The 26,262-nt window shown below is 51.9% G+C and carries 25 protein-coding genes; 1 reads left to right on the plus strand and 24 read right to left on the minus strand.

Annotated elements, in window-relative coordinates; all coding sequences use genetic code 11:
* Positions 1 to 2: 2 nt before the first annotated feature.
* The 13 genes from TAMC210_RS12825 to TAMC210_RS12885 all read right to left on the minus strand — a co-directional run bounded on the left by TAMC210_RS12825 (position 3) and on the right by TAMC210_RS12885 (position 15,036).
* On the minus strand, positions 3 to 1,532 hold the full coding sequence (locus tag TAMC210_RS12825) for a tagaturonate reductase (protein ID WP_173299178.1): 1,530 nt from the start codon (positions 1,530 to 1,532) through the stop codon (positions 3 to 5).
* Positions 1,533 to 1,634: 102 nt separating this feature from the next.
* Positions 1,635 to 2,450 carry a sugar phosphate isomerase/epimerase family protein gene (locus TAMC210_RS12830; protein ID WP_173299179.1) on the minus strand — a complete coding sequence of 272 codons (816 nt, stop codon included), beginning with the start codon at positions 2,448 to 2,450 and terminating at the stop codon, positions 1,635 to 1,637.
* Positions 2,447 to 3,481 carry an inositol 2-dehydrogenase gene (gene iolG / locus TAMC210_RS12835; RefSeq protein WP_173299180.1) on the minus strand — a complete coding sequence of 345 codons (1,035 nt, stop codon included), beginning with the start codon at positions 3,479 to 3,481 and terminating at the stop codon, positions 2,447 to 2,449. The genes TAMC210_RS12830 and iolG overlap by 4 nt, the downstream gene beginning before the upstream one ends.
* Positions 3,482 to 3,598: 117 nt before the next feature.
* The gene (gene iolN, locus TAMC210_RS12840) at positions 3,599 to 4,720 is read right to left on the minus strand and encodes a 3-dehydro-scyllo-inosose hydrolase (RefSeq protein WP_173299181.1); all 1,122 of its coding nucleotides are present in this window, start codon (positions 4,718 to 4,720) and stop codon (positions 3,599 to 3,601) included.
* 111 nt (positions 4,721 to 4,831) lie between these two features.
* Positions 4,832 to 6,019: a scyllo-inosose 3-dehydrogenase gene (iolM, locus tag TAMC210_RS12845; protein ID WP_173299249.1), complete on the minus strand. Its 1,188-nt coding sequence runs from the start codon at positions 6,017 to 6,019 to the stop codon at positions 4,832 to 4,834.
* 140 nt (positions 6,020 to 6,159) lie between these two features.
* Positions 6,160 to 7,767, minus strand: coding sequence for a Na/Pi cotransporter family protein (locus TAMC210_RS12850; RefSeq protein ID WP_173299182.1), 1,608 nt, complete (start codon positions 7,765 to 7,767; stop codon positions 6,160 to 6,162).
* Positions 7,768 to 7,826: 59 nt separating this feature from the next.
* Complete coding sequence (locus tag TAMC210_RS12855) at positions 7,827 to 8,735, minus strand: sugar phosphate isomerase/epimerase family protein (RefSeq protein WP_173299183.1); 909 nt, start codon at positions 8,733 to 8,735, stop codon at positions 7,827 to 7,829.
* 128 nt (positions 8,736 to 8,863) lie between these two features.
* Positions 8,864 to 10,051 (minus strand): extracellular solute-binding protein, encoded by a 1,188-nt coding sequence (locus TAMC210_RS12860; protein WP_173299184.1) that lies wholly within the window; start codon positions 10,049 to 10,051, stop codon positions 8,864 to 8,866.
* Between the two features lie 113 nt (positions 10,052 to 10,164).
* Positions 10,165 to 11,025 (minus strand): ABC transporter permease, encoded by an 861-nt coding sequence (locus tag TAMC210_RS12865; RefSeq protein WP_173299185.1) that lies wholly within the window; start codon positions 11,023 to 11,025, stop codon positions 10,165 to 10,167.
* Between the two features lie 34 nt (positions 11,026 to 11,059).
* Positions 11,060 to 11,908: an ABC transporter permease gene (locus TAMC210_RS12870; RefSeq protein WP_173299186.1), complete on the minus strand. Its 849-nt coding sequence runs from the start codon at positions 11,906 to 11,908 to the stop codon at positions 11,060 to 11,062.
* Positions 11,893 to 12,981 carry an ABC transporter ATP-binding protein gene (locus TAMC210_RS12875; RefSeq protein ID WP_173299187.1) on the minus strand — a complete coding sequence of 363 codons (1,089 nt, stop codon included), beginning with the start codon at positions 12,979 to 12,981 and terminating at the stop codon, positions 11,893 to 11,895. The genes TAMC210_RS12870 and TAMC210_RS12875 overlap by 16 nt, the downstream gene beginning before the upstream one ends.
* Positions 12,982 to 13,037: 56 nt before the next feature.
* Entirely contained in the window at positions 13,038 to 14,042 is a 1,005-nt protein-coding gene (locus TAMC210_RS12880; RefSeq protein WP_173299188.1) for a LacI family DNA-binding transcriptional regulator, read from the minus strand.
* Between the two features lie 112 nt (positions 14,043 to 14,154).
* Positions 14,155 to 15,036 (minus strand): PfkB family carbohydrate kinase, encoded by an 882-nt coding sequence (locus tag TAMC210_RS12885; RefSeq protein WP_217267384.1) that lies wholly within the window; start codon positions 15,034 to 15,036, stop codon positions 14,155 to 14,157.
* Between the two features lie 294 nt (positions 15,037 to 15,330).
* Here TAMC210_RS12885 and TAMC210_RS12890 point away from each other — a divergent pair, with 294 nt between their 5' ends.
* Positions 15,331 to 16,032: a LysM peptidoglycan-binding domain-containing protein gene (locus TAMC210_RS12890; protein WP_173299189.1), complete on the plus strand. Its 702-nt coding sequence runs from the start codon at positions 15,331 to 15,333 to the stop codon at positions 16,030 to 16,032.
* Positions 16,033 to 16,193: 161 nt separating this feature from the next.
* Here TAMC210_RS12890 and TAMC210_RS12895 read toward each other — a convergent pair whose 3' ends face one another.
* From TAMC210_RS12895 to TAMC210_RS12945, 11 genes are all read right to left on the minus strand, one after another.
* Complete coding sequence (locus TAMC210_RS12895) at positions 16,194 to 17,531, minus strand: amidohydrolase family protein (protein ID WP_173299190.1); 1,338 nt, start codon at positions 17,529 to 17,531, stop codon at positions 16,194 to 16,196.
* Positions 17,532 to 17,553: 22 nt separating this feature from the next.
* A complete protein-coding gene (locus TAMC210_RS12900; protein ID WP_173299191.1) occupies positions 17,554 to 18,000 on the minus strand; it encodes a hypothetical protein in 447 nt (148 codons plus the stop codon).
* Complete coding sequence (locus TAMC210_RS12905) at positions 17,997 to 18,833, minus strand: DUF3100 domain-containing protein (protein ID WP_217267385.1); 837 nt, start codon at positions 18,831 to 18,833, stop codon at positions 17,997 to 17,999. The genes TAMC210_RS12900 and TAMC210_RS12905 overlap by 4 nt, the downstream gene beginning before the upstream one ends.
* A 126-nt stretch (positions 18,834 to 18,959) precedes the next feature.
* The gene (locus TAMC210_RS12910; RefSeq protein WP_173299193.1) at positions 18,960 to 19,724 is read right to left on the minus strand and encodes an IclR family transcriptional regulator; all 765 of its coding nucleotides are present in this window, start codon (positions 19,722 to 19,724) and stop codon (positions 18,960 to 18,962) included.
* A gap of 108 nt (positions 19,725 to 19,832) precedes the next feature.
* Positions 19,833 to 20,864 carry a low-specificity L-threonine aldolase gene (gene ltaE, locus TAMC210_RS12915; RefSeq protein WP_173299194.1) on the minus strand — a complete coding sequence of 344 codons (1,032 nt, stop codon included), beginning with the start codon at positions 20,862 to 20,864 and terminating at the stop codon, positions 19,833 to 19,835.
* 380 nt (positions 20,865 to 21,244) lie between these two features.
* Positions 21,245 to 22,321: a butyrate kinase gene (buk, locus tag TAMC210_RS12920; RefSeq protein WP_173299195.1), complete on the minus strand. Its 1,077-nt coding sequence runs from the start codon at positions 22,319 to 22,321 to the stop codon at positions 21,245 to 21,247.
* A complete protein-coding gene (locus TAMC210_RS12925) occupies positions 22,318 to 22,893 on the minus strand; it encodes a 2-oxoacid:acceptor oxidoreductase family protein (protein WP_173299196.1) in 576 nt (191 codons plus the stop codon). The genes buk and TAMC210_RS12925 overlap by 4 nt, the downstream gene beginning before the upstream one ends.
* On the minus strand, positions 22,893 to 23,642 hold the full coding sequence (locus tag TAMC210_RS12930; protein WP_173299197.1) for a thiamine pyrophosphate-dependent enzyme: 750 nt from the start codon (positions 23,640 to 23,642) through the stop codon (positions 22,893 to 22,895). The genes TAMC210_RS12925 and TAMC210_RS12930 overlap by 1 nt, the downstream gene beginning before the upstream one ends.
* Positions 23,642 to 24,712: a 3-methyl-2-oxobutanoate dehydrogenase subunit VorB gene (locus tag TAMC210_RS12935; RefSeq protein WP_173299198.1), complete on the minus strand. Its 1,071-nt coding sequence runs from the start codon at positions 24,710 to 24,712 to the stop codon at positions 23,642 to 23,644. The genes TAMC210_RS12930 and TAMC210_RS12935 overlap by 1 nt, the downstream gene beginning before the upstream one ends.
* The gene (locus tag TAMC210_RS12940; RefSeq protein ID WP_173299199.1) at positions 24,705 to 24,935 is read right to left on the minus strand and encodes a 4Fe-4S dicluster domain-containing protein; all 231 of its coding nucleotides are present in this window, start codon (positions 24,933 to 24,935) and stop codon (positions 24,705 to 24,707) included. The genes TAMC210_RS12935 and TAMC210_RS12940 overlap by 8 nt, the downstream gene beginning before the upstream one ends.
* Positions 24,936 to 25,116: 181 nt before the next feature.
* The gene (locus TAMC210_RS12945; RefSeq protein ID WP_173299200.1) at positions 25,117 to 26,178 is read right to left on the minus strand and encodes a Glu/Leu/Phe/Val dehydrogenase; all 1,062 of its coding nucleotides are present in this window, start codon (positions 26,176 to 26,178) and stop codon (positions 25,117 to 25,119) included.
* Between the last annotated feature and the right edge of the window lie 84 nt (positions 26,179 to 26,262).

The raw sequence follows: 26,262 nt of genomic DNA on the forward strand, positions 1-26,262 counted from the left end.
CCTCACTCACAGTTTAAGACTTTTTCCAGGGCTCGCTCCATTCCCAGGTTTATAATCGTTTCTAGATGCTTAGCCAAAAGCTGGGTGAGGCCGGCAATAGTAGTTAAGTCCTGGCCCCAAATTCTCTCCCGGCGGAGAATAAAATTTGCCACCTCTTTTGTACTTTCAGCCGTCCCCTGGTATCTCTGCCAGGCGGCCTGCCAGAAAGCCAGAGCCTCCGGGTCATCTTCCAGGGTAAAGCTACCCTTCCCGCGGTGTCCCAAGAAGTTCCGGTCCTGTACTTGTCCATCCTTGAACAAAAAGGCCAGGGCCGCCAGGGAGAAAATTAACCTTGAAGGTAGGGACCGTTTCCGGTCAATATAATCCAGGATAGAGGGCAAAACCCGGGTTTTATATTTAGCTGTAGTATTGAGGAGGATGCTCTGCCAGTAGTGGACAATATAAGGATTATGAAAACGCTCCAGGACTTCTTCAGCAAAATCTCGGAGCACCTCGGGGTCACCATCTAACGAAGGAAGGATCTCCTCAAAAATGGTCTCCTGCATGAAACGGCCCAAGAGAGGGTGTTCCACTGCTTCCCTCACCGTATCGATCCCCGCCAAGAAGGAAAGGGCTGCTGTAGCCGTGTGAATTCCGTTTAAAATGCGCACCTTCCTGGTGCGATAAGGTGTGAGGTCATCGGTCCAGACCACATTGAGCCCGGTCCGGTGGAAAGGCAATTTCTCTTTTATCCACGCCGGGCCTTCAATTACCCAGAGATGAAAGAGCTCTCCCACTACCATCAATTCGTCCTGGTAACCCAGCTCTTGGCTTAGCTGAGCGGCTTTGTCGCGAGGGTAACCGGGTACTACGCGATCAACGAGAGTGTTGAGAAAAAGGTTGGATTGGTCAATCCATTCCTGGAATCCAGGTGATAGTCCCCACTCCCCGGCCAACTGCAAGACTATTCTCTTGAGGTTGTCCCCGTTGCGGTCGATAAGTTCACAGGGAAGAAGGATCACCCCCTTATCGCGACCGCCTTTAAAGTGCTGGTATCTCCGGTAGAGAAAAGCCGTTAATTTGCCGGGGAAGGAACGGGGAGGCCTAAGATCCAGGCTGTCTGCCGGGTCATAGGCGATGCCGGCCTCGGTGGTGTTGGAAACCACAAACTGGATTTCGGGATTGGTGGCGCATTCCAGTACCGCCTCCCATTCTGTGTAGGGATTCAGGCCCCGGCTGAGGCAGGTTATTATCTCTCTATGTTCTATTGCTTTACCTTCCCGGTAACCATATAAGAAGAGAGTATAGAGGCCGTCTTGCTGGTTTAACTTTTCTACCAGGCCCTGGGGCAAAGGTTGGACCACTACCACACGGCCCTTAAATAAACCTTCTTGGTTTAGCCGGTGAATCATCCAGTCTACAAAGGCTCGTAGAAAATTACCTTCGCCAAACTGGATTACCCGCTCCGGAAAACCAGAACTATCAGCGCCTACTTTAAGGTTAGGGGGAAAAGGAAAGTTATTGTGCAGCAGGGTTTTATTCAACGCCCGCACTTTTTTCTCCTCCCTTCTAGAATCCTATTTTCTAAGATCCATGGTGGGTGGCTGCTTCCTTCTGGTCGGGACGCCGTGGAACCAACCAATGACTTTTCCGTACTAGATTCCCGCCAGCAATCTTTTAATATATTTTAAAGCCCCCGCTGCCGCTTCTTCAGGAGAAGGATAGGGCAAACACTCCAGGGCGATATACCCGTTATAGGCGATGTCCCTTAAAGCAATGATTATTTCTTTAAAATCGATATGCCCCCGACCCGGGTAAAGCCTGTTGCTATCCGCAAAATGAACATGGCCCAGGGCTTCCCCCGCCTTTTTTATACTCTCGCTAAAATCTACCTCTTCGATATTCATGTGAAAGGTATCCAGGTGAAGCTTAAGGTAGGGGGAATTAAATCTAACCAGGAAATCTAAACCTTCTTCTGCCGTGTTGAGGAAATTAGTCTCATACCGATTTATGGCTTCCAAGAAAAGGGTGACCCCGCATTCTTTAGCCTTTTCCAGGCAAAGGGCCAAACCTTCCGCAGCATATCCTTCGTATTGCTTAAACTGGCCGGCTTCACCAATCACCCCCCTCATGGACCCGATTATTACTCCAGCTCCCAAGTACGAAGCAACTTCGATATGGTCTAGCAGGCGCTTTACCGCTTCCTGTCTCACCTTAGCCTCGGGATGGGTAAGGCTTAATTTATCTACCACGTATCCCAGCCCTGTGCCCAAGGTAGAAACGGTCAACCCTTCCTCCCGGCAAACCTTTAAAATCTGTTCTATCTCCAGTTCCCGAGGGTCTCTTACGTGGATCTCTACAGCATCATATCCCAGGGCAGCAGCCTTTCTAAGGCTATCAACATAAGGCCCCCTCAGGACAAAGGGGGCAGGTGCAGGGGCATTTTGGGCAATGGATACGCTTAGTTTCATGTTTCTAGACCTCCACCAGAAGGTGAATTGATGGGGATGGGCCTACCTTCGAGCAAAGATTTCTTGGCGGCTAGGCCGATCAACACCGGCTGCAGGCCGTCCATACCCGTAACGGGCGGTGCTTTATCGTTTAATAGGCAGTCCACAAAAGCCTTTATCTCTTCTATATAAGCCTCCCGGTACCTTTCGATAAAGAAGTTTTGGAGTTTGTCGCTTAGGAAGCCCTCTTCCGTGCTTAAAATCGTATGGGTTAGAGGATCATTTCCTACCAGTATACACCCCTTAGACCCCAAAACCTCTACCCGCTGGTCGTAACCATAGAGGGATTGGCGGCTATTATCTATCACTCCCAGAGCGCCGTTGGCAAATTTTAAGGTAACGATGGCGGTATCGATATCTCCCACTTCACCGATGGTTTTATCCACCATCACCCCCCCTGCGGCGTACACCTCTGTCACTTCGCTCCGCGACAGGTACCTGGCCATATCGAAGTCGTGAATGGTCATGTCCAGGAAAAGCCCGCCGGAAACCTTTATATACTCCAACGAAGGAGGTGCAGGATCCCGGGAGGTTATCTTTATAACCCGTATATCACCGATCTTCCCTTGCCCTATCAGGTCATAAGCTTTCTTAAAGCTGGGATCAAATCGCCGCTGGAACCCGATCTGGAGCTTGACCCCTGCCTTTTCTACCGCCTGCAGGGCCTCCTGGATCCGGTTCAGGTCGAAATCTATGGGCTTTTCACAAAAGATGTGCTTGCCAGCTCGCGCCGCCTGTATTATCAAGGCCGAGTGGGTATCCGTAGAAGAGCAGATTAAGACGGCGTCGATGGCTTCATCTTCCATAATCTTTTGACTATCGCCAAAGATGTGCTTGATACCCAGATTAGATGCCCAGTCTTTTATTCTATCGCTGTAGAGGTCGGCGACGGCCACCACTTCCGCATCCGGGATATTAAAACGTATGTTTTCGGCATGTACCCTCCCGATGCGTCCGGCGCCTATAAGACCCACCTTTATCTTCTTAGCCATACCTTTGTCTTCCCCCCGGGTTTAAAAGTTGACTTCTCTGAAACACGCAGTTGCCCGGAGGCTGGCGCCGGCTCCTAATAGATAGCGCCAGCCTCCCTGGTACTGAAGGCAGCAAAATTATAGCTTGTGGAAGGGCCCTATCAGGGGCAGTTCATATACCGACTTCCAGCCTTCGCTCAAAGGCTCTTTCAGGAAGGGCCGCATCTCTTCCTCGGTTCGCAAGGTTACCTTCTCTACCGGCGGTACGGTGCCGGGCGGGAAGGCCTCCAGGATCTGGTCATGCAACAAGGTGAGATACTTCAAAATTGCGGCTATAGGCCGCTTAGCCTTCTTGGCAGAAGCCTGGCTGGGTTTGCCCACCACTCCCTGGGGAGTGGCCGCCCGCTCGATGGCCATGTGTCCTTCGCCTTCGGACCAGCGGTGGGGCCGCCGGAAGGGATCTACAGCCGTATCAAAATGACCTGCCGGCAAGAAGCCTTCGGGTTCCGCATCCTCCACCACGCTCATATCTATCATGCCCGGGAAAAGAAGGAGGGCTATGGAAGTCTCTGCCTCGTCGGCATGGACAAAATGGGTTTCCAGGCTGTCTTCCCTATCCACGGGGAAGAAAAATTCCCTGATAGCCCGGTGCCAGTCGAGGACCTGGAAAATGCCCGGCAGGTGGAATCTCTTCATAAACTCCTGGATCGCCGATTCCAGCATCCACAGGTGGCCGTGATTGTTTACCAGGATAATCTTGCGGAATCCATCATTCCACAGGCCCAGCATGGTATATATGACGGTTTCCTCTACTACTTCCTTGGGCATGATAACCGTTCCCGGCATACCCACATGGTGATAGGGGTGCCCACCGTAATTCAAAGGTGGGAAGGCCAGGCTCACTTCCCGGCCCTGCTTGGCCGTATAGCGGCGCACACCCTCCAAAATCTGGGTTACCATGAAGGTATCCAAACCGCTGTTAGCGTGAAGGCCGTGGTTTTCCGTGCACCCGATGGGCACAAAGACGATATCGTTCTTCTTGCGTTTTTCAATTACCTTAGCCCGGGGAGTATTCTGGATATAAGTGCCGGGTTTGCCCAGCTCGGGTTCCGAAGGGATCTCGTATTCTTTTAAGATAGCATCGATCTCTTCTTCCGAGGCATCCCAGATTTGTTTCTTGAGCCGGCCCACGGTATTGTCTTCAAAGACAATGGCCGGGTGCTCAGTCAAAAGCCAGCCCTTAACTGCCTTCTGCTCCATAGGTTTATCAACTCCTCCTTGAAGTGCGGCTGATACTTCTCCTGGATTCTCCATGCCGGGATGCGTGTGCACCGGACCGTGGCCCGGCACCCCGGCCCGCCCCACCGGTGTTTAATCCATAACGCAGGTTATCTTGCATTCCTTCCTGTCAGTCCGAAGCAACACGAGGTTTTCCGGTACCTCGTCCAACTTTATTTTCTTGGTGATCATGGGCGTCATGTCCATCCCGGCAGCCATGCTCTCGATAACCCGCGGGAAGGTGCCATGGCCGGAGTGACCCTGGGCGCCTATAATCTGCGCCCGCCTCACCTGGAGCACCTCGCCGGTAACCGGCATCTTGGCGTCCGCCCTGGCTACAACTATTACCCTGGCATTTAGGGTTCTGCCTTCCCAGATCACTTGTTCGATCTGGGGATATACCACAGTCGGCAGTCCAGTGGCCTCCAAATACAGGGCCGCCCCATACCCGTGAGTTAGCTCCAGCACCCTTTGCACAAAATCTTCTTTAAGGGGATTAATCACATAATCAGCGCCCATCTTTAGCCCCAGCTCTGCCCTGGCCGGTTCGGGCTCCGATAAGATTACCCTGGCCGCCCCCTGGCGTTTTAGAATAGCGCAGGCCGCAATGCCTACCGGTCCTCCTCCACAGATAACTACGTTGTCGCCAGGCCTTATACCGCCACCGCTCCTCTCTATCACAGCGTTATAGGCTACTGAGGTGGGTTCTACTAAGCTGCCCGCCAGGAACAGATCCAAACCCTTATACCGGGATTTCAAAGGCTCCAGGCTCCATACCAAGCGAGCTGGTACCTTCACATACTTGGCAAACCCACCATCTACGTTGAATCCCAGCTCATCCAAACGCTCGCAATGGTTGGGGTATCCATCGGCGCAAGGCTGGCAGGACCCACACCATACCATCTCCTCGGTGCACACTTCTTCCCCGCCTTTAAACGGCTTATTGGTGCGCTTATCGAAAGCCCCCGGCCCTGCCTCTACGACCACGCCCGCGATTTCGTGGCCCAGGACCACCGGGAAACCAGTCAACCCGGGATACAGGATATACCCTTCCTCATCCGGCTGGGCCATGTGCACATCGCTTCCGCAGATGCCGCAAGCCTTAACCTCGATCACCACTTCGCCCGGGCCAGGCTTGGGTATCTCCTTCTCCTCAACAACTACCCGGGGATTCCGCCACACCCGGCTGCCTAAGTAAGTCTGCTTTCCCTCGACATCTTTGGCCCCCAGCTTGAAGCCCGGCCGGGGTTCCCAGTCGGCATGGAGAACTACGCAACGCATGGTGGACATAAGTGCTGCTACCTCCTCAAAGCCTCGTTTTGTGGTAAGCGCTTTCAAAATTCTCCCTTAAAAATTTCATCCATTAAAGCTTCACCCGCAGGTCACCCCCCCTTCTGGGTTTCAACCGCCCTTTAACCCGGCTAGATAATACCCATCACTGCTTGAGCAATACTTACGCTGTGAAGATTAAGGCGTAAGAATTGATTGATCAGTTCCATATGAACCGAGGTTGTCTCTAGACTTAAACGGTTCTCTTGCTGTAGCCTCTGAAAGTGAGAGCAACGCAGGTCTTTTTCCAACCGTAAAATCTCAGGGTGACGACGGATAATCTGTACCGCCGCACCTTCATCGTTAGTCGCAAAAGCTTCTACCGCTGCATTGAAGTTCTCTCGCACCTTTTCAAACATCTCGTGTAACTCCGTCTGCCCCTGGGGTGAAAACTCTACACCAGTAGTTTCGATCTTTTGCCACTGGTGAGCCATCTCTACCAGGACATCCCCTATATGTTCCAGGTCGCTGGCTATATACAGCAGCTTGATTTTAAGGATCGACTGCTCTTCGGAGAGATTCGTTTCGGGTATCCTGATTAGGTAGCGGGCAATAGCGTGATAAAGATAGTCTAGGAGATTGTCTAGACCCTTCAACTTTTCCAGTAAATCGACTTCCCGAGCTGCTAAGGGTTGCATGACCCGGGGAAACATTTCCCGATTTATAACATTAGCCATACGTAGGAGCTCCCTCACTACGTTGGTCAAAGCAACTTCTGGTACCTCCACCACAGTAGAATCGAGGTATTTGGCTACCTTCTCCTCCTCCGGAGCGTCCGGTAAGATTCTTGTGGCAAGTCTACCCATCCATGGGGTGAACCAAATAAATATCAACATGTTAATAACATTGAACAAGGTATGGCCGTTGGCAACTTGCCGCGCAATGTCGGGCGATGTTGTCTCGGCCAGCCAAGTATAGAGGTTTAGAAGGGGCAAGAAAATGAACACACCACCGAGTTTAAACAAAAAGTGTACCAGGGCCACGCGCTTAGCTTCACGGGAATGGGCCAGACTAGAGATAAAAGCGGTAGCCGTAGTGCCCAAATTTGCTCCCAGGACCATGGCCAGGGCCGACGGCAGAGAAAGGCTGCCTTGGGACGCCAAGGTCATGGCCAGCACCACGGTGGGAGTGCTCGCCTGTACCAGGGCCGTAAAAAGGGTGGCTACACCAGCCATAAGCCAGGGGAAGGAAGCCAGACGGTCCAACAGAGCAATGAATTCCGGGAGCGACTTTAAAGGAGCAGCCGCCTGGCCCATCACTCCTGCACCATAAAAGATAAGACCAAAGCCGATCACGGCCTCCCCTAAATGGCGCCAGCGGAGGCGTTTGGAGAAAAGATAGGGAATGAGACCGGCAACCACCGCCCAAAGGGCATAGTCACCAAGATTAAAGGCAATGAGTTGAGGGGTCAGGGTAGAACCTATGGCTGCACCTAAGATTACTCCCAGGGCCTGGCTGAGATTCATGAGGCCTGCACTAACAAAGCCCACCAATAAAACAGTGGTTACAGCACTGGTCTGGAGGATAATGGTCACCAAGAGGCCGGCCAGCATACCGTAGAAGCGGTTTCTTGTTACATGGCCTAAAATATATTGAACTTGGCGGGCTGCCGCCTTATGCAGCCCGTCGGTAATAAGATGCATGCCCAGAAGGAAAAGAGCCAACCCGCCCATGAGGGCCGTCACCGAAATAAATAGCATTTGCCACTCCCTACCAGCATTTCATAGTAAGAGGCCGGCCGTGAAACCCGGCCACCCAGCTAACCTTCCCTTGCCAGGAGGTCCTGGACTTTCCTTAACACTACCTTCAGGGACGTCCAATAACGCGGATTAATTTCTAGCATAAAAACTCCCCGGTAATCGGACAGCAGAGGAAAGATGGAACTGTAGGGGATACGGCCGTACCCAGGCGGAAGATGTAAATCGCCGAGGCCGAAGGGGAGACGATCGATATATTTCCTGTTCTCCTTGCTCTCCATAATACCGAAGTTGTCATGAACATGGATATGTTGCAAGAAGGGCAAAACTTCCCTTACTTCTCCCAGTAAATCCCATCCATTACAGGAGGCCGTAAGAAATCCATGACCGAAGTCGTAGGTAATGCCTATACTGGGACGACCTATTTCCTCCACTACCCTCACCAAATCCCGGGCCCGGATTCCGTAACTTAAGTCCGTCTCGCCCTTTAACCCCATACCGTTTTCAATACAAATCTTAATTCCTAACTTCCCCGCCCGTTCGGCTAACCCCTTTAAAATACCGATTTCCTGCCGTAACAGCTCTTCGTACGAGGCCCCTATAGCTTTCAACTTCCGTGGTTCTACCCGCCCGGCGTGATACACTAAAACTCGAGCACCTATTTCTGCGGCGATTTCGAGGCAAGCTTCAAATACCTCTGCATGACTCACCTTGCTCCAAATATCCATCAAGTTTAGATAGTCGGGAGCGTGAGCGGTATATTTGAATCTGTGTTTAGAAAGCAACTTCTTAACAGCGGCTAGGTTCCCCGCATTAATCTCTCCGGCCATGATCAAATCCAGTCCATGGAGGGGTAGTTCGACGTAATCGAAGCCAACTTCCTCATAAAAGGCGAGGGTGCGTTCTAAGGTGTCGAGGTCACCGTCGAGGGCCACCGAATCGGCATTTATGCCCACACCTGAGATGAGCATGTAAGCTAATCTCCTCCCAAAAATCCTTCATACGGTAGGACTCGGGGGGAGGGAAGGCTCCCGGCCCAAAGTGGAGCTTTCCCTCCCTAGTCGGTCCACCGGTTTTTAGTTCTTAGTTCTTTAGGCCTCTAGCTCCCGGCCACATTTTTTAGCCATAGCTCATTATATTTTTCCTTATATTGTGGCAGTCCCCAGGGTTGGCGCAGTTTTCTAAATTGCTCAAGGGGCAACATTTTCTCTGCCACGGCTGGCGGAATAGAAATGTCGGTACGAGCAGGATAAACGTAGTTTGTTTCCACGAATTTACTCTGTATATCAGGTTCTAACAGAAAGTTAATCCACAAAAGGGCAGCAGCCTTATTCTTCGCATTTGCCGGTACAGCCAGGTAATCGGCTCCTCCAATATAACCGGGTTCTAAGAGTATAGACTTAACGGTTTTGGGCAACTGGCCTTCGTTCATTGCAGTAATTACCATGTCCTCCCATGCCGCCGCCATAAATACTTCGCCCCGATTGAGCTTATCTAAGGCATCGTTGTTATTACTGCTATATACCACGTAAGGTTCAATTTTGTTTAACCACTCCCAAACCGTTCCCCAAGATTCTACCTTCTGCTCATCGTACTCCCCTAAGTATTGATCCGCACCTCCGGTTAACCAATAAATCACAGAGTTGACAAAAGCTTGACCAGACCCGCCACGGTTGGGATCGCAATAAGTGAACTTTTGGGGATTTTCCTCAACCCATTTTTCCAGTTCGCTAAAACTTTTGGGAGGATCGGGCACCTTGGCTGAGTCATAGGCAATAACCGCCTGATTGAGACGCAACGGTAGAGCATATCCTTCTATCGGGGTACCCTCAGCATACATTTTGGCAGTCGGTTCCAAGTATTGGGCATTGGGAATGGCCATGTCAATGGGGCCGAAAAGTAACTGGGCGCTCTTGGCTTTATCTACTTGGGACGCCTGCATAAACCAGGCATCTATAGTGCCCTGAGGGTTATTTTGTTCCGCCAATACCTTTTGATAAGTCGGATTGGCTTCCGCCAACACTACATTAACCTTGATCCCGTATTTGCTTTCAAACTCACTTGCTATCTCCGTAAAAATATCTTTATAAGTGAAGGTATAAAAGGTTATTTCTGGGCTTTCCTTGGCCATCTCTTCAATTTTCGCCCAGTCGGTCTCGCCGCTCAGTAGTATTTCCTCATTATCCGGGGGCGCCTCAGCTTGTTGCTCACCACCACCACACCCAAAGCTCAAGCTGGCTAAAAGAAACGCCGCGAGAAGTAAACCTATCCATTTGTACTTTTGCATCGCTCCCAACCTCCTAAAAGCGTTTTTTCACCCCGTGTGTTCAGAGCCCTCCTACCCTTGGTCGGTCAAATTCCCTATTTCCCACCCCCCCTCCTGGAGGAATTAAAGAGACATTAAAACTTGCCGAAACCGGAAGAAAGGTACTCTGCCTTTAGAAATTTCTCAGCCAAGAATAATGTGAAGATAGTAGGAACTAAAATTATCAAACTTATGGCCGAAGCAAGAGGCCGGGAAAAGTAGTAACCTAGGTATGAAAATAGCAAAGTAGGCACTGTCTGGTAAGTAGGGGTAGCGATAATGAAAGTCAAAACAAACTCTTCTATACTGTAAATAAACGTAAACACTCCACCGGCAAATAACCCGGGCATTACTAAGGGAATGAGGATATATTTAGCTACCTGTAACGGACTTGCGCCCAAGTCGTACGCTGCATCTATCACATCTTGGGGTATCGCCTTAAAAGTAGAGGTCACCGTACGGATCATATAAGGCATAACTACTAACATGTGGGCCATGATTATACCGGGGATAGTTTGGGAAAGGCCCAGCCTATTGAAAATGGAACCTAAACTTATGGCCACGGTAATTCCCGGAATTATGATGGGAAGTAAGACCATAATTTCTATCAAACCTTTACCCCAAAAGCTTTTTCTACCCAATACATAGGCTGTAGGTAATGCCAAAATTCCGGTCAGAATTGTAACAACGGGTGCTATAGTAAAGCTCAGTGCCATAGCCCGGGGCACCTCCTCCAAAGATAGGAGGTGTCGCCAAAAATGGAGGGAAAACGCCTTGGGATAAAGGTCCGGATATTCCCAGCCTACTTGGGGATCAATCAGCGACCACAACACCATCACAATGAGGGGCACTACAATGCTTATCAACAATAGGGTAATAAAAAGCCAGACGAATAATCTACGAAATCCACCTTGTTTTAAAAACCACAGGTAACGCGCACCTCTCCTGGTATCCATTGGCTTCCCCCCGACCCTCCGGTGTTAAACTAGATCAGCCGTGAACTTTCTGAGATAAGCGATTGTACCCGGCAATTACCAATATGGAAGTAACGATGATCACTGTAGCCAGGGCTCCGGCCAGCCCCCAATTCCCATCTTCCATGGCGCTCCTGTACATGAGAACAGGGATCGTTGTCGGATAAACAGGACCAATAAGCAAGGGTATTTCGAAACCACCAAAGGCACGAATAAAAACGAGAATTAGGGCTACCAGGATTCCGGGCATTGATAAGGGAATCAGTATATGCCGAATGATGGACCAACTGCCGGCCCCGAGATTCCGCGCCGCATCTATCAGTTCCTTGTTGATACTTTCCATTACCGCTAAAATGATGACGGCCTGAAACGGGACATTCTTCCAAATTTGAACTAACAGTATCCCGATGCCCCATTTATCCTGGATCAACTGTAGGGGCTTATCTATAATGTTGAGTTTTAAGAGAACAAGGTTAAAGAGACCGTGGGGAGCTATGACAGTCATAAGCATATAAGTGGCAATTAAAGCAGGTATTACTAAAGGGATCTTGAAGAGACTATTAATAAGCTCTTTGCCCGGGACTTTTTCCCGTATTATTAAGCATAGCGGCAGGGCTATCATAAGAGAACCAAAGGAAGACCCGAGGCCGATCCATAGTGAGAAAATAAAGGCCACAGAATAAAAGTCCTTTTTCAGCTCACTATAATGAGCAAGGGTAAAACCACTTTCTCCCGCAAAGTTTATGAGGCCAAAACTGGACAAAACAGTTGCTATTAAGGGCAGGACGAAGAAGGCTAGGATAAACCCCGCGCCGGGTAACAGTAGGAGTAAAAGGGCTATCTTCTCTTTCAGCATCCTGGACATAGGCCGCTCTCCCCCTGCAATGCCACAATTCCGCATTTTTCAGGTGGCAGGTAAACATTGACTATTTCCTCCGGTTTAAACTTCCCTTCGCCGCTTTGCTGTGCCCTTAACCGCGTCCCGCCGATGTCCAGGTGATAGTCCGTGATACTACCCATGTAGGTCCGAATGGACACCCTAGCTTTAAACAAATTTTCCGTTGCACTATTCGGTGAAAGGATTATGTCTTCTGGTCGTATATAGGCAATAACTTCGCTTCCTTTTTCAATTTTGCCAGAGATCCTTTCAACCTTTAGATTGCCTATAGGTGTCTCTAATAAGCAGCCCTTCTCATTCACTTCCTCTACTGTTCCCTTTATGAAGTTCGCCAAACCGATAAAGTCAGCCACAAACTGGGAGTTTGGCCTTTTATATATTTCCTCCGGGGCCCCTACCTGTAGGAGGTAACCTTGCCTCATAATGGCTATCCTATCAGAGATAACTAGCGCTTCTGCCTGATCGTGGGTGACGTAAACAGTAGTAATACCTAACCTTTGTTGCAGTTCCCTAATCTCGATACGCATCCTTTCCCTGAGCTTAGCATCTAAGTTGCTCAAGGGCTCATCAAAAAGGAGGATCCTGGGGTGCATAACCAGAGCCCTGGCCAGAGCCACCCTCTGTTGCTGGCCGCCGGATAATTCCCGGGGAAGGCGGTCTTCTAACCCGCTTAATCCCACCAGATTCACGGCCCATTCTAGTCGTTCGTTAATAATCTTGCGGGGTACTTTTTTCATTTTTAGACCGAAGGATATATTGCCTTTAACCGTCATATGGGGAAATAAGGCATAGCTTTGGAAAACCATTGCCGTATCGCGACGGTTTGGAGGCAAATCGTTTACCCTTTGATCGTCGAAGTAGATATCCCCTTGATCCGGATAAACAAATCCCGCAATTATGCGTAAGAGGGTGGTCTTGCCGCAGCCCGAGGGGCCGAGAAGAGTGAGAAACTCCCCCTCCTTTACATGTAAAGAAAAATCATTTATGACCTTAATTTTACCAAAGGCCTTGCTAATATTTATCAGCTTGAGCTCTGCCATATCTTCAACTCCTTCTTAGGGGTTGGTATTTTTGCCTTAAACTCCCGATAGTTAACTTAGGTTCCTTTAAACTTGGTGGTAGAATTCCTGACAACCAATTTAGTAGGTAAAACGATTTTTGTAGCCGCTTCTTCCTTGTTGCGGATCCTATTTATCAGCTTCATTATGGCCAGCTGCCCCATTTGCCGCATAGGTTGGGCTACACTCGTTAATGGCGGTTCAGCTATAGAGGCAAAAACGGTGTCATCAAAACTCACGATGGAAACATCTTCAGGAATGTTGATTCTCAATTCCTTCAATCCTCTAATTACCCCGATGGCCAGGACATCATTAGTTGCGAAAATGGCGGAGGGACGGGTCTTCCAATAAAAACTTTTTATTTTCTTATAGGTCTCTTCTAAGGTCTTAAATCCGGTAAGGATAAGGTGCTCAACTATCGGAAGTCCCGCATCCTTTAGGGCCTTTTCATATCCCGCAAGACGTTCCTGGGTGGATTTAATTGTTAAAGGCTCCCCTACGAAGGCAATGGTGCGGTGGCCTAGTTCGATTAAATACTTCACACCTTCGTAGGCCCCTTGAACATTATCGGCTAGCACTACATCCACTCCGCTGCCCTCAACTTCTCTAGCAATTAATACCATAGGAAATTTCTTTTCTTTCAACATAAGAATGTTCTGGTTCACTATTTCTGATGTAGCAAAAATCAAGCCGTCTACACTTTTTTGTAATAACAGATTGATATATTTAGTTTCTTTTTCGGAATCATTATCTGTATTACAAATAATAGTATTAAAGCCAAATTTGTTGGCTGCATCTTCTGCTCCACGAGTTATCTCTGCAAAAAACGGATTGGAGATATCGGGTATAAGTAAACCTACCGTGTAAGTAACCTTTTTCATCAGGGCAGCCGCCAATATGTTGGGGGAGTAGTTGAGCTCCTGCATAACTTGCAACACTTTTTCCCTGGTCTTTTCGGATACAAAGGGATAACCGTTAATCACCCGCGAGACGGTAGCTATGGATACGCCTGCAGCCTTAGCTACATCATAAATAGTCGGCACACACATTCACTCCCGGTCGGAAGCGCTTACAGGGACGCCCCGGAATAATGGTTCTAAACCAAATCTGCTAGCCCACCTCAACCGGTTCTAGTTCCCCACACATAGTCAGGTTTCAGTTGTAAAACTGTTCTATGTAACTCCTAACCTCGTCCGTTGTCCCTCTAAAGGGACCGGGTGTCTCCATTTTCAAGGAAACCAACGCACTCGCAAAGAGGAGGGATTCTTCAATCCCCGCTCTTAGCCGCCTGGCTGTATAACTGCCAAAGCAGGTATCGCCTCTCCCGGTTCGCCCCGACAAATTCCGTGGTTTTAAGGGCTGGGAATAAAAACTTTTGCCGTCATAAACCAAGACTTTGCCGTGTTGAGTAATCATTATCTCCTTCGCACCCCACAAGTGAAGCAACCGCGCCGCTTCATGGGGCAAACTACACCCGGTAACAACTTCAGCTTCTACGGCATCCGCCTTAAAGAAATCAACGAGCGGTAAGTATTTCTTTTTTAGGGGCCAATCCCGAAGAACTATACGCCCATCCTTCTCCACCTCACGCAAAATTCCCTGGGCATCCAGGGCAATCCTCCCCTGCCCCGATAAGTTCTCTAACATGGTAAGTTGAAAATCACCAGCAATTAAACCCGCAAAATAATAAATTTTGGCAGCAACGTTCGGCAGGTCTTCCATGGTAAAAGGATCCGCAACAGCCAAAGCCGTAGAAATTCTCTTTTCTCGATCTTCCGAAAAGTATTCATTTCTAATAGAGGTTGTTTGGGAAGAATATACACAATAAATATCCTCTTTGGGTAAATTAAAGACATCCAGCAGGCCCTTATCTTGTTCCGAAACCTTAGTTAACACCCCTATCTTACTCCCGCTAGCCGCCGCCGCACAGCCGGCATATATAACAGCACCGCCGATAAGTTCCTCCTTCGCACCTTTAAACACGATTTCATCTTTAGAAATATGTCCAATGATAAATACCTCATAATTCTTAGTCACGACTTTTCCTCCGTGTTTTGTAATTCTGTTTTATTTTATACCATACCGGAGTTCACAAAATACCGGTTTCTTGAAAGCGCTTACACCAGGTACTTGTTTAATATATTTCGCCGCCCGGATCAGAAATCCTCCTACATCAATTTAATTTTTTTATTCACTTATCCAACAATACTTCGTTGCTTCTTGTTCTTTATCTCACAATCGACCCGTTAGAAGCCTTCCCTGCACTCCTCCTTCACCATCCCCCTTTCCGCCGCATATTTCTATTAGTAAAAGTCTAAAGGAGAGGTTACCATGACTGATTTCCGCCAAATACCTCCCTGCCCTGAAGGGAACCTCTACACCATTCGCCCAGGAGACACTCTATTCGCTATTGCCCAGAGGTTTGGCATATCCGTCGATGATTTAATAGAAGCCAATCCGGGCATCGATCCCAACAATCTGCAAGTAGGCCAGATCATCTGCATTCCCCTGGCCGTTCCTCCTCCGGTGTGTCCCCCGGGCTCGACTATCTATACCATCAGGGCGGGCGACACCTTCTTTAGTATTGCCAGGCGTTTCGGCATCAGCGTGGAAGACTTGATCAGGGCCAACCCCGGGATAGACCCTGAAGCCCTGCTGATAGGCCAGCAAATTTGTGTCCCGGCCGCCCCACCGCCAGGTGTATGCCCTCGTGGGACCTTTGCCTACACCATCCAGGCCGGTGATACTTTCTTCCGGTTGGCCCAGCGCTTTGGAACGACGGTAGAAGCCATTCAGGAGGCCAATCCCTTTGTCGACCCCCTTAATCTGCAAGTGGGCCAGCTGATCTGCATCCCCACCGGTCGGAGATGTCCTGCAGGGTCCTTCCCTTATGTTATCCAGCCCGGGGATACTTTTTTTAGCCTGGCGCGGCGTTTTAATACCACTGTGGCAAGCATCCAGTCGCTAAACCCCAATGTGGATCCTAACAACCTCCAGATCGGGCAGGTGATATGCATCCCCCGTGAAGTTTAGGCCCCCGTCTCGATCCCTTCCCGGGTCCGTAAACAAGGTTCACTGTATCCGGTAACTCAAGGCCGGAACCCAGGGAAAACGTACAAGCCCGGGGATAAGAAACGGCCCTTCCCCTTTTTTAGTGTGAGCAGGAAGGGCCGCGTGTTTTGGGCTAAGGAAATTTAAATTCCGGCTCTAGCCGCAATTTCCCCCAGTCGCCGTTTGGTTTCAAAGAGGATCCTCTCTTCATCCAGGGTAAGCACTTCTCGATCCTTCATCACCACTTTGCCGTCGATGATGACATCCCTGACGTCATTCCCCGTCACGGCCTCCACAAGGGTATTGATAAGGTTATGGGTGGGGGCAATATGGGGCTGGTCGATGTTGATTAAAATTACGTCGGCTTTCTTGCCTACCTCGATGGTGCCGATTTCGTGGTCTAACTGTAGGGCCCGGGCCCCGCCTAAGGTTGCCATTTTAATTAACTCCTTGGCCGGCAGGACCACCGGATCAAAAATGGGAAGACCCCAAAAGGCGTGGATGCCCGAACGGAAAACTCTAATCTCGTCAAACAGGCTCAGGCTGGAACCGGCCGCCCCGTCGCTCCCGATACCTATCGAAAGGCCAAGGCGTACCATCCGCGGGGTCTTGGGAAAACCGTGGCTTCCGAAGTTTGCGCGGGGGCAGTGAACTATCTTAACATCCCGCTCTTTAAGGAGCTCTAACTCATTTTCTGACAAGGCTACATTATGGGCGGTCAGTAGGTTCGGACCCAGGGCCCCCAGCGAATCTAAATATTCGGCCGGTCTTTTTTGGTATTTTTGAAGGCAAAAACTAACTTCATCCCGGTGCTCGGCCAGGTGGGCATGGATGCCCGTGCGATATTCTCTGGCCTTTTCTCCAACCAGCCGGATCAGCTCTGGTGAACAGGTCATAACTTGCCGGATGGCAAACCAGATGTGGATCCTGCCGCCACCCGCGCCGTGATAACTCTTATACAGCTCTTCGGTTTTCCGGATGGCCTCTTCGGGCGTGTCTTTCATGCAGTCAGGGATAAAGCCTCCCATGTCCATGGTGGAACGGCTGATGGCGGCCCTCATTCCCGATTCCAGGACGGCCTCTACTACCCTGGGCATATGCACGCCGCCGGAGTCGGCAAAGGCCGTGGTCCCGGACTTGATCATTTCCAGGCAGCTGAGCTGGGCACTATAATAGACGTCATCCTCACTTAAGTTGCTCTCAAAGGGAACCAGAATGCGGGCCCATATCATGGGATATTCATCCATAGTTCTACCCCGCAACAACTGCTGGCACGTGTGGGTGTGGGCATCTACCAGCCCGGGCATGAGGAGTTTGCCTTTTCCCGCTATGACGGTATCCCCTTCGTACTTGCCGTTTAATTCACGGCTGGGGCCGATAGCCGCGATCCTCGTATTGTCAATTGCCACGGTTTGGTCTTCAACTATTTCAAAGTCGGGGGTCAACAAGGCACAATCCTTTATGAGAATATCGCACTTCACTTTTAGAACCCTCCGTTGTTTTTTAGATGGCACCTGTTACACTCAATACCGCCTGAGCCACTAGAGCCGACAGGACAAAAGTACCGGTAAACACCAGGATGGCTACGATCACCATCCTCCAACTCTGCTCCTTGAAGCTGTGAAGGTCCTTGCCCATCGAGATACCGGCCAGGGCACCCACTACGGTGACCGGGGCCATAAAGGAAACTTTCGCGGTATAGTCGATCACCGCCTTGGATACCGGGGAAATAGGGCTGGCCAGGAGCAATCCCAGCAAGGAAACGTAAAAGATCGTCGGCAATTTAAAGGGAATAACGTTGGCCAGGACCACCCCTGCCAGGGCAATACCAGCCAGGATGAGGACGCCGGGGACGGCTTCCAGAACGGGTATTTTATATCCGACCCAGTTAGAAATGAGAGTCAGCACAGAAGTAAGGGCCAGTAAGAAGATCCAATCCCGATACTTCATTTTTCCTCACCTGCCTTTAATTTCTTGGGGCTTAAGATGGGCTCCAGCCAATGGTACAGTTTGTTGACCAGCGGCAAGGCGATAAACAGGCTTACGTAAACGCCGTTAATGCCGGTCAGAGTGTCGCTGGCCCCCGCCAACATCAGGATGTCGTCGGCCAAATCCGGATACACATGGGCTAGGGTACCCGAAGCGGCGGCCATCATACTACCGCTGCCTACGCCAGAGGCCATACCTAAAGCGTAGGGATGGAACAGGTTGGTAGAAGCTATCAAACTGGCCAGCAGGCCCATGTAGATGGGACCTATGATGTAGCCGATGACATAGATTGAAAGGGTCCCCCTCATTTCCGCGGAATCGGGGCCATAGACGTGGCTTATTACACCCAGGCCGCTTTCCCGGCAAACGGAGAAGGTGGCACCCACGGCTTCCCTCTTAAGGCCCAGCAAGAGGGCTACCGGCAAAGCAAAGACAATAGTCCCCAGATTGCCTAACTCCTGCAGGATGAGGGCCGGACCCACCGATACCAATTTCGGCAGGTCTGCCCCGGCCAGCACCCCCAGTTTGGCCATAAAGGGGGAAATGGCCACCAGCACCAGGGGAGAAGCAGCTTTTACCTCCTCCATCTTGAAAAAGCCTAACACTTGGGGACAGAGCAGGGCGCCCAGGATCAATCCATAAAACATGGGGAAGATTACCATCATGCCCGGACCGATTTTGAACCTGTGGGTGCCTATTAATTCAGCAACGATCACTATTATTAGGGCGGCTATATAGATTCTGTACTCCTCCCGCAACCGGTCTCCCAAGGTACGCTCCTTTACGCCCGACACAGTCATCCCTCCTCAAAAATTTTTCTATTTTGACTACATGATGGAAATCTGATATCCCTAAAAGGCCCGTCACCTCCCCTGTTGTTCTTATATGCGGTACTTCGTTCTGTTATTGGAGTAAAAAAATTATAGGCCACCCACCTGCCGGGAAATTTCTTCGGCGGCATCCCGGCAATAGGACAAAAATTCCTCCACCCGCTCCCTTATCCTGATTTCCGGTCCCACTATGCTCAAAGCGGCTATCACCCTTTTTTCATGATTCCAAATAGGGCATGCTATCCCCACGGAGCCGATATCCATTTCTCCCCAGGAGATACAATAGCCCTGTTGCCGAATGACTGCCAACTGCCCCAGCAGTTCGTCGGGGTCCACCACCGTTTGCTCGGTAAACCTTTCAAGGCCCTGGCCTATTATTTTATGGATTATTTCTTCCGGCAAATACGCCATCAAAACTTTGGTAGGGGCGCCGGCGTAAAGGGGTACGCGCTTACCGACCTGGGAAGTGCACTTCATGCTCTGGGGGCTTTCCACTTTTTCAATGCATAACCCTTGAAGCTCATCCACTACTTCCAAAAGGACGGTTTCCCCTGTTTTAGCGGCCAGTTCTTCCATTACTGGTTTGGCGACCTTGCGCAGATCCATCTGACTGGCCACCACCATGCCCAGTTCAAATACTTTTATACCCAACCTGTACTTCTTGGTTGCCGGATCCTGAGACACAAACCCCCTGCTCTCCAAGGTCACCAGCATACGGTGCACAACACTCTTGTACAATCCCAGCCTTTCGCTCAGTTCTGTAACTCCCCATTCGGGCTTATCAAAAGTGAAGCACTCCAAAAGTCTCAGAAGCCTATTGCCTATTTCCAGCCTCGCCGTCTTCTTGCTGGCCATGGGATGGCTCCTTCTTGGGTGTCTCATATAAGAACGCTGTTCTTTCTTATAAGAAAGAATTCTACATTCATCGCCCCTTTCCTCCATAACTTATAAAAAATTTCTGCTTTAGATTTTGGTAACAGTTTTTCTCACTATGGACAGGGCTGTTTCAATATCCTCCCGGGAAATATCCTTATGGGTTACGAACCGCAGGGCATCAGGCCCCAGGACATTACATTTCACGCCCTGCCGGGCCAGCTCTTCGGCCAATGCCGCGGCTCCCGGCCGTCCCACTACTTTTACCACTACTATGTTGGTCTGCACTTGACTCAGGTCTACGTGTAACCCCGGGATTTCTGCGAGCCCCTCGGCCAGGAGGCGGGCGTGGGCGTGGTCTTCGGCCAGGCGACGAATATTCTGCAGGGCCACCAAACCCGCGGCCGCTAAAATACCGGCCTGCCGCCATCCCCCGCCTAGCGCTTTACGGTAGCGCCGCGCCTTGTCAATGAACTGTCGGCTGCCCGCCAGCACCGAGCCCACCGGGGCGCCCAATCCCTTGGAAAGGGAAAACATTACGCTGTCGCAATAGCGCGTGAACTCCCTTGCGTCGCAGTTCAAGGCTACGGCGGCATTAAAGATCCTTGCGCCGTCCAAATGTACGAAAAGCCCTCGCTCCTTGGCCAGGTCATATATTTCTTTACTAACCTCACGCGATATAACGGTCCCGCCGCCCCGGTTAAAGGTATTTTCTAAGCAGACCAGCCTGGTAATGGGAAAATGGATATTGGCCGGGCGGAAGGCCTGGCGCAAGACTCCCGGCCCGGCTTCGGAATTCAAGCCTTCCAGGGGCTTTAGCTGCAGGCCTCCCAGCATGGCTGCAGCGCCCACTTCGTAGTAGTAAATATGTGATTCCGCATCGACAATTACCTCATCGCCCCGTTCTGTGTGGGCCAGGAGGGCGATCTGGTTGGCCATGGTGCCACTGGCTACGAAAAGGGCTGCTTCCTTACCCAGCAGCTCAGCAGCAGCTTGTTCCAGCTTATTTACGGTAGGATCTTCTCCGTAAACATCGTCGCCTACCTCGGCGCGGGCCATGGCAGCCCGCATTTCCTCGCTGGGTACGGTGACCGTGTCACTGCGCAGATCGATGATTTTCATACTCTTGCCTCCATGTTGGAAACTATACCTCTTTTACTATACTGGCCCGAGGTACCGTGGTCAAGGACAACAACCGAGTGATACTCTCGCGTCCCCGACGGTCACCGGCAGCCATTTCGGGCCACCTGTCCAGGGGGAAGAATCTGTGGATAGGACCACGTCTTGAAAAACAGGCTTTCACTTCCTCCGCGGGTCCCCGGGGATTAAACAATTCCGCTGATTACTCATATCCACCTTACCTTCCCTCTAAATTATTATATCCCTTAACTGGCCCAAACCTAATAGGTGTAACCGGTGCAGTCCTTTACGGGTGGTTTTTGCATCTTGAAGTAAAGGAAACTCCTATATCGACGGCGTCAGCCCTTGTTCGGTAACTAATTTCAAGGGTAAACCCGGGGCTTTTCTTCCCCCCGGAGTACCCGCAACGCACCCTCCACCATGGCCCGCATTTCTTCCTCGCCCGGGTATACAAGGACAGGGGCAATCCATTGGGTCCGTTCGCGGACCCATCCCGTGAAGAGTTCCGAGAAGGCTAGGCCGCCGGTAAGCACAATGTAATCCACCTGGCCGGCAAGGACGCAGGCCATGGCGCCGATCTCCTTGGCCACCTGATAGGCCATAGCCTCGAATACTAATCGGGCCTGGCCATCGCCGGATTTAACCCGTTTCTCGACCTCGGAGGCATCGTTGGTTCCCAAATAGGCCACCAGGCCGCCTTGACCCACCAGTTTACGGTCCAGCTCCCTGGCGGTGTACTTGCCGTTATAACACAGCTGTACGAGCCTGCGCACAGGCACGTGACCTGACCGTTCCGGTGAAAAGGGCCCTTCCTCGGTGGCGTTAGTGCCGTCGATGAAACGGCCACACCTGCTGGCCACCACCGAAATGCCGCCGCCGAGGTGGGCTAAAACAAGATTCAGATCTTCAAATTTCCGGCCGACATCACCCGCCATCCGGCGGCCTACTGCCTTGAGGTTGAGGGCGTGCAGTATGCTCCGGCGTGGTAATTCGGGCAGGCCCGAGAACCTGGCGAGGGGCTCAAATTCATCGACCGATGGCGGATCGACGAAAAAGGAGGGGACGCCGTGCTTATCGGCAATACCTTTGGCCAACTGCACGCCGAGATTGCTGACATGCTGGCCCTGAACACCGATGAGCGCGTCCTCGATGACGCGCTCATCAATGAGGTATACTCCACCCTCAATGGGTTTGAGCAGACCACCGCGGCCAACTACGGCCGACAATTTCGCCAGGTCAAAGCCCGATTGGGCCAGGCATTTCAGGACTTGCTCCTTCCGGTATTCGTACTGGGCCGAAATGTCCCCGCCAAAAGACGCCAGTTCCCGAGCTGAATGATACACGGTTTTTTGAAAGAGGGGTTTTTCGTTTTCGTAGACGGCGAGTTTCGTCGAAGTCGAGCCCGGGTTGATGGCCAGGATATAGAATACAGTCTTCAAATGCGCTCACCTTTCTGGGCAACCGCGGTACCGCAGGCCAGGGCCATCTCAATTCCCCGGTTCAGGGCCTTTTCATTGAGGGGGATAAGGTCCTGCCGATGTCCAGGGATCATGTGTCTAAGGGCCTCCAGGACCGAGGCCTTAGATACGCAGCGGGTGGCGCCCAGGAAGGCGCCCAGGGCTACCATGTTGGCCACCCGGGAATCGCCGAGTTCCACGGCCGTCTCGTTGGCGGGCACCTCAAGCACTTTGACGTCCTCCCGTTTAACCTTGCGGGGGATAAGGGAAAGATTGACTACTATGAGTCCCCCCGGCCGGACGCTGCCCTCGAATTTATCCAGAGAAGGCCCATTCATGGCTATGATCCCGGTAGGCTCGGCTACAACCGGCGACCCCACTTCCCGGTCGGATACCACCACCGAACAGTTGGCTGTACCTCCGCGCATCTCCGGTCCGTAGGACGGCATCCACGAGACGTTTTTGCCCTCCAACATACCGGCATAAGCCAGCAGTTCGCCAATTAGCATGACGCCCTGGCCGCCGAAGCCGGCTATAATGACTTCATGGGTCATCAGGCCGGCACCTCCCCGCCACCTTTAAACTCGCCCAAGGGATAATAGCTGATCATATTCTCCTTAAGCCACCTCAGGGCTTCTAAGGGCGTCATACCCCAGTTGACCGGACAGGTCGATAAGACCTCCACCAGGGAAAAACCCTTGCCTACGAGCTGAATTTGGAAGGCCTTCTTAATCGCCCGTCTGGCCTTAGCCACTGCGGCCGGGTCGGTGACGGTGACGCGCGCAGTGTAGGCCGTGCCGTCCAGGGTGGCGAGCATCTCGCATACTCGAATCGGATAGCCGTCCCGTCCTGTCTTTCGGCCACCCGGGGTAGTAGTGGCCACCTGGCCCACGAGGGTGGTGGGGGCCATCTGGCCGCCGGTCATCCCGTAAGTACCGTTATTGACGAAAATAACAGTGATATTCTCACCCCTGGCAGCGGCATGGACGATCTCCGCCGTGCCAATGGAAGCCAGATCCCCGTCCCCCTGATAGGTAAAAACCACCCTGTCGGGCAAGACCCTCTTTATGCCCGTGGCAACGGCCGGAGCCCGGCCATGGGCTGCCTCTTGCATGTCTAAATTGAAATATCTGTGAGATAGAACTGAACAGCCTACGGAAGCTACACCAACGGTCCGTTCCTGCACGCCCAACTCTTCTATGACCTCAGCTACCAGCCGGTGAATAATGCCGTGGGTACACCCCGGGCAGTAATGGGTATGGGCGTCCGTAAGAGTCCGGGGCTTGGCAAAGACAGTTCGCATTAGTCGTTAACCCTCCCCAGGAGCTTGCGCACTTCTTCAACGATGGCGGCAGGTGTCGGCATCATGCCACCGGCGCGGCCGTAAAATGCCACTTGGCCCCGGCCGCTGATTACCAGGCGGACGTCTTCCACCATCTGGCCGTAATTCATCTCCACCACCAGAAACTTCTTAATGCCCAGGGCCAGGGCCTTCTCAAAGGGCTGTTCAGGAAAGGGCCAGCCGGTTATGGGCCGGATAAGACCCATCTTCAGGCCCGCAGCCCGTCCTTTTTCCATGGCACTACGGCAAATGCGGGCAGCGGTGCCGTAAGCCACCAGGGCCACATCCGCATCATCAAGGTTGACAGTCTCCCACCGTTTCTCGCGGGCCGAAATCTCGGCGTATTTTTTCTGCAGCCTCAGGTTAAGCTTTTCCAGCTCCTCCGGCTCCAGGTAGAGAGAGTTAATGACGTTGCGCGGCCTGTCTCCCTTCCACCCCGTGGTAGCCCACGGCCTAAAAGGCTTTTCGGTAACAGGCTCATCCACAAAACTCACCGGCTCCATGGCTTGTCCCAGGACTGCATCGGCCAGAAGCATTACCGGGTTGCGGTACCGGTCGGCCAATTCAAAGGCCAGCCGGGTCAAATCGACCATTTCCTGGATGGAGGCCGGTAGGAGGACAATCAGGTGATAATCGCCATGACCGCCGCCTTTGGTGGCCTGAAAATAATCGCCCTGAGCCGCCTGGATGCCCCCCAGGCCCGGCCCGCCCCGAGCCATATTGACGATGACCGCCGGCAATTCGGCGGCAGCCAGGTAGGATATGCCCTCCTGCATAAGGCTGATCCCCGGGCTGGACGAGGAAGTCATCACCCGGGCACCGGCGCCGGAGGCCCCGTAAAGCATGTTGATGGCCGCAACTTCACTTTCCGCCTGGACAAAGGTGCCGCCTACTTCAGGCAGCCTACGGGACATATATTCCGGAATTTCATTTTGGGGCGTTATGGGATAACCCGCAAAGAAACGGCAGCCGGCCCGAACGGCCGCCTCTGCCAAGGCTTCGTTCCCCTTCATTAATCTTCTATCACCCATTGGCGCCACCTGTCCCCTCCTGACGGTATACGGAAATGGCCACATCCGGGCACATCTGGGCACATAAACCGCAGGCCATACATTGGTCCTGCTCGGTTACCTTGGCCGGGTGAAAGCCTTTGGAGTTCATCTGTTCTCTGGTCAGGTAGATGATCTTCTTCGGGCAAAAGGCCACACATAGCCCGCAGCCCTTGCAGCGTTCTTCATCGAACTTGACCGGCATTTGGCTCCTCCTTTTCCGCATCCTTTCCGGCGACCCGCCAGGGCCGTTAGCCTAACCGTCGGCCGGCAAAAGAGACGGAGAGTCCCTCCCTAGGGTGCCGATACCCGGCACCCAAGACTGTCCGGGGTTAACGGCAGGCCTCGTGTGCCTCCACCGTTATCCCCGGCTTATTCTACCGGTGCTACCGCGGAATGAAAGTACGATGGACGCCGTGGATGCGCGCGATCCGTTCTTCGGCCATACGGTCGGCGGCAATGTAGGTAGGAATGTTCTGTTCTTCGGCTATCTTAAATACCTTGAGGACCCTGTCGTAGATGCCGGCGGCCTTCTTGAGGGCCCGCTCCCGGTCGTATCCCCGCAATTCCTCGGCAATATTGATTACCCCGCCGGCGTTCACAATATAGTCCGGGGCGTAAAAGATGCCCTTCTCTCGGAGGATGTCACCGTGTCTTTCTTCCTTAAGCTGGTTGTTGGCCGCCCCTACAATAACCTTGCACTTGAACTGGGGAATAGTATGATCGTTTATAATTCCGCCCAGGGCGTTCGGGGAAAAGATGTCGCAGTCGACCCCGTAGATATCCCCGGGGGCTACGGCAGTAGCCCCAAATTCTCCAACTACCCTGTCTACTGCTGCGGGATCGAGATCAGTCGCGATGAGCCTCGCTCCTTCCTCCGCCAGGTAGCGACAGAGAGCATAGCCTACGTGACCGAGGCCCTGAACGGCCACTACCTTGCCTTTAAGAGAATCATTTCCCCAGACAACAAGGGCGGTGGCCTTCATACCCATGTAGGTACCGTAAGCAGTAACCGGCGAGGGGTCGCCGCTCAGCCCGGCCAGGCCGGCGACGTATTGCGTCTCCATGCGGATGTACTCCATATCGTCTACGCTCGTTCCCACGTCTTCAGCCGTAATGTAGCGACCGCCCAGGGTATCGACGAAGCGGCCGAAGGCTCGGAAGAGTTCCTCACTCTTATCAGTCCTGGGATTGCCGATGATAACCGCCTTCCCCCCGCCGAGATTGAGACCCGCGGCGGCGTTCTTGTAGGTCATACCACGGGCTAGCCGGAGGGCGTCTAACACCGCTTCGTCCTCACTGGCATAGGGCCACATGCGCAATCCCCCCAGGGCAGGCCCGAGGGTAGTGTCATGGATGCAAATAACGGCCCTAAGACCGCTGATCCGGTCGTGACACATTACTAGTTGCTCGTATCCGTATTGTTCCATATACTTGAAGACTTCCATATGGTTCAACCTCCGTATAGGTATGGCTACCGAAGATCTGCCCACAGTTAACAGGCTGACGACGGCGCTCCTTTGAAGCCACTG

Origin of the sequence: Thermanaeromonas sp. C210 (assembly GCF_013167955.1) — a bacterium.
Classification (GTDB): domain Bacteria; phylum Bacillota; class DSM-521; order Neomoorellales; family Neomoorellaceae; genus UBA12545.

Coding starts and splice junctions, on each gene's coding strand:
- iolG (WP_173299180.1), bottom strand. CDS start 3,481: ATGGCTAAGAAGATAAAGGTGGGTCTTATAGGCGCCGGACGCATCGGG.
- TAMC210_RS12860 (WP_173299184.1), bottom strand. CDS start 10,051: ATGCAAAAGTACAAATGGATAGGTTTACTTCTCGCGGCGTTTCTTTTA.
- TAMC210_RS12875 (WP_173299187.1), bottom strand. CDS start 12,981: ATGGCAGAGCTCAAGCTGATAAATATTAGCAAGGCCTTTGGTAAAATT.
- TAMC210_RS12935 (WP_173299198.1), bottom strand. CDS start 24,712: ATGGGTGATAGAAGATTAATGAAGGGGAACGAAGCCTTGGCAGAGGCG.
- TAMC210_RS12830 (WP_173299179.1), bottom strand. CDS start 2,450: ATGAAACTAAGCGTATCCATTGCCCAAAATGCCCCTGCACCTGCCCCC.
- TAMC210_RS12910 (WP_173299193.1), bottom strand. CDS start 19,724: ATGGCCAGCAAGAAGACGGCGAGGCTGGAAATAGGCAATAGGCTTCTG.
- TAMC210_RS12850 (WP_173299182.1), bottom strand. CDS start 7,767: ATGCTATTTATTTCGGTGACGGCCCTCATGGGCGGGTTGGCTCTTTTC.
- TAMC210_RS12870 (WP_173299186.1), bottom strand. CDS start 11,908: ATGTCCAGGATGCTGAAAGAGAAGATAGCCCTTTTACTCCTACTGTTA.
- TAMC210_RS12940 (WP_173299199.1), bottom strand. CDS start 24,935: ATGCCGGTCAAGTTCGATGAAGAACGCTGCAAGGGCTGCGGGCTATGT.
- TAMC210_RS12890 (WP_173299189.1), top strand. CDS start 15,331: ATGACTGATTTCCGCCAAATACCTCCCTGCCCTGAAGGGAACCTCTAC.
- TAMC210_RS12865 (WP_173299185.1), bottom strand. CDS start 11,025: ATGGATACCAGGAGAGGTGCGCGTTACCTGTGGTTTTTAAAACAAGGT.
- iolM (WP_173299249.1), bottom strand. CDS start 6,019: ATGCGTTGCGTAGTTCTCCATGCCGACTGGGAACCCCGGCCGGGCTTC.
- TAMC210_RS12925 (WP_173299196.1), bottom strand. CDS start 22,893: ATGACCCATGAAGTCATTATAGCCGGCTTCGGCGGCCAGGGCGTCATG.
- iolN (WP_173299181.1), bottom strand. CDS start 4,720: ATGGAGCAGAAGGCAGTTAAGGGCTGGCTTTTGACTGAGCACCCGGCC.
- TAMC210_RS12930 (WP_173299197.1), bottom strand. CDS start 23,642: ATGCGAACTGTCTTTGCCAAGCCCCGGACTCTTACGGACGCCCATACC.
- TAMC210_RS12945 (WP_173299200.1), bottom strand. CDS start 26,178: ATGGAAGTCTTCAAGTATATGGAACAATACGGATACGAGCAACTAGTA.
- ltaE (WP_173299194.1), bottom strand. CDS start 20,864: ATGAAAATCATCGATCTGCGCAGTGACACGGTCACCGTACCCAGCGAG.
- TAMC210_RS12855 (WP_173299183.1), bottom strand. CDS start 8,735: ATGCTCATCTCAGGTGTGGGCATAAATGCCGATTCGGTGGCCCTCGAC.
- TAMC210_RS12900 (WP_173299191.1), bottom strand. CDS start 18,000: ATGAAGTATCGGGATTGGATCTTCTTACTGGCCCTTACTTCTGTGCTG.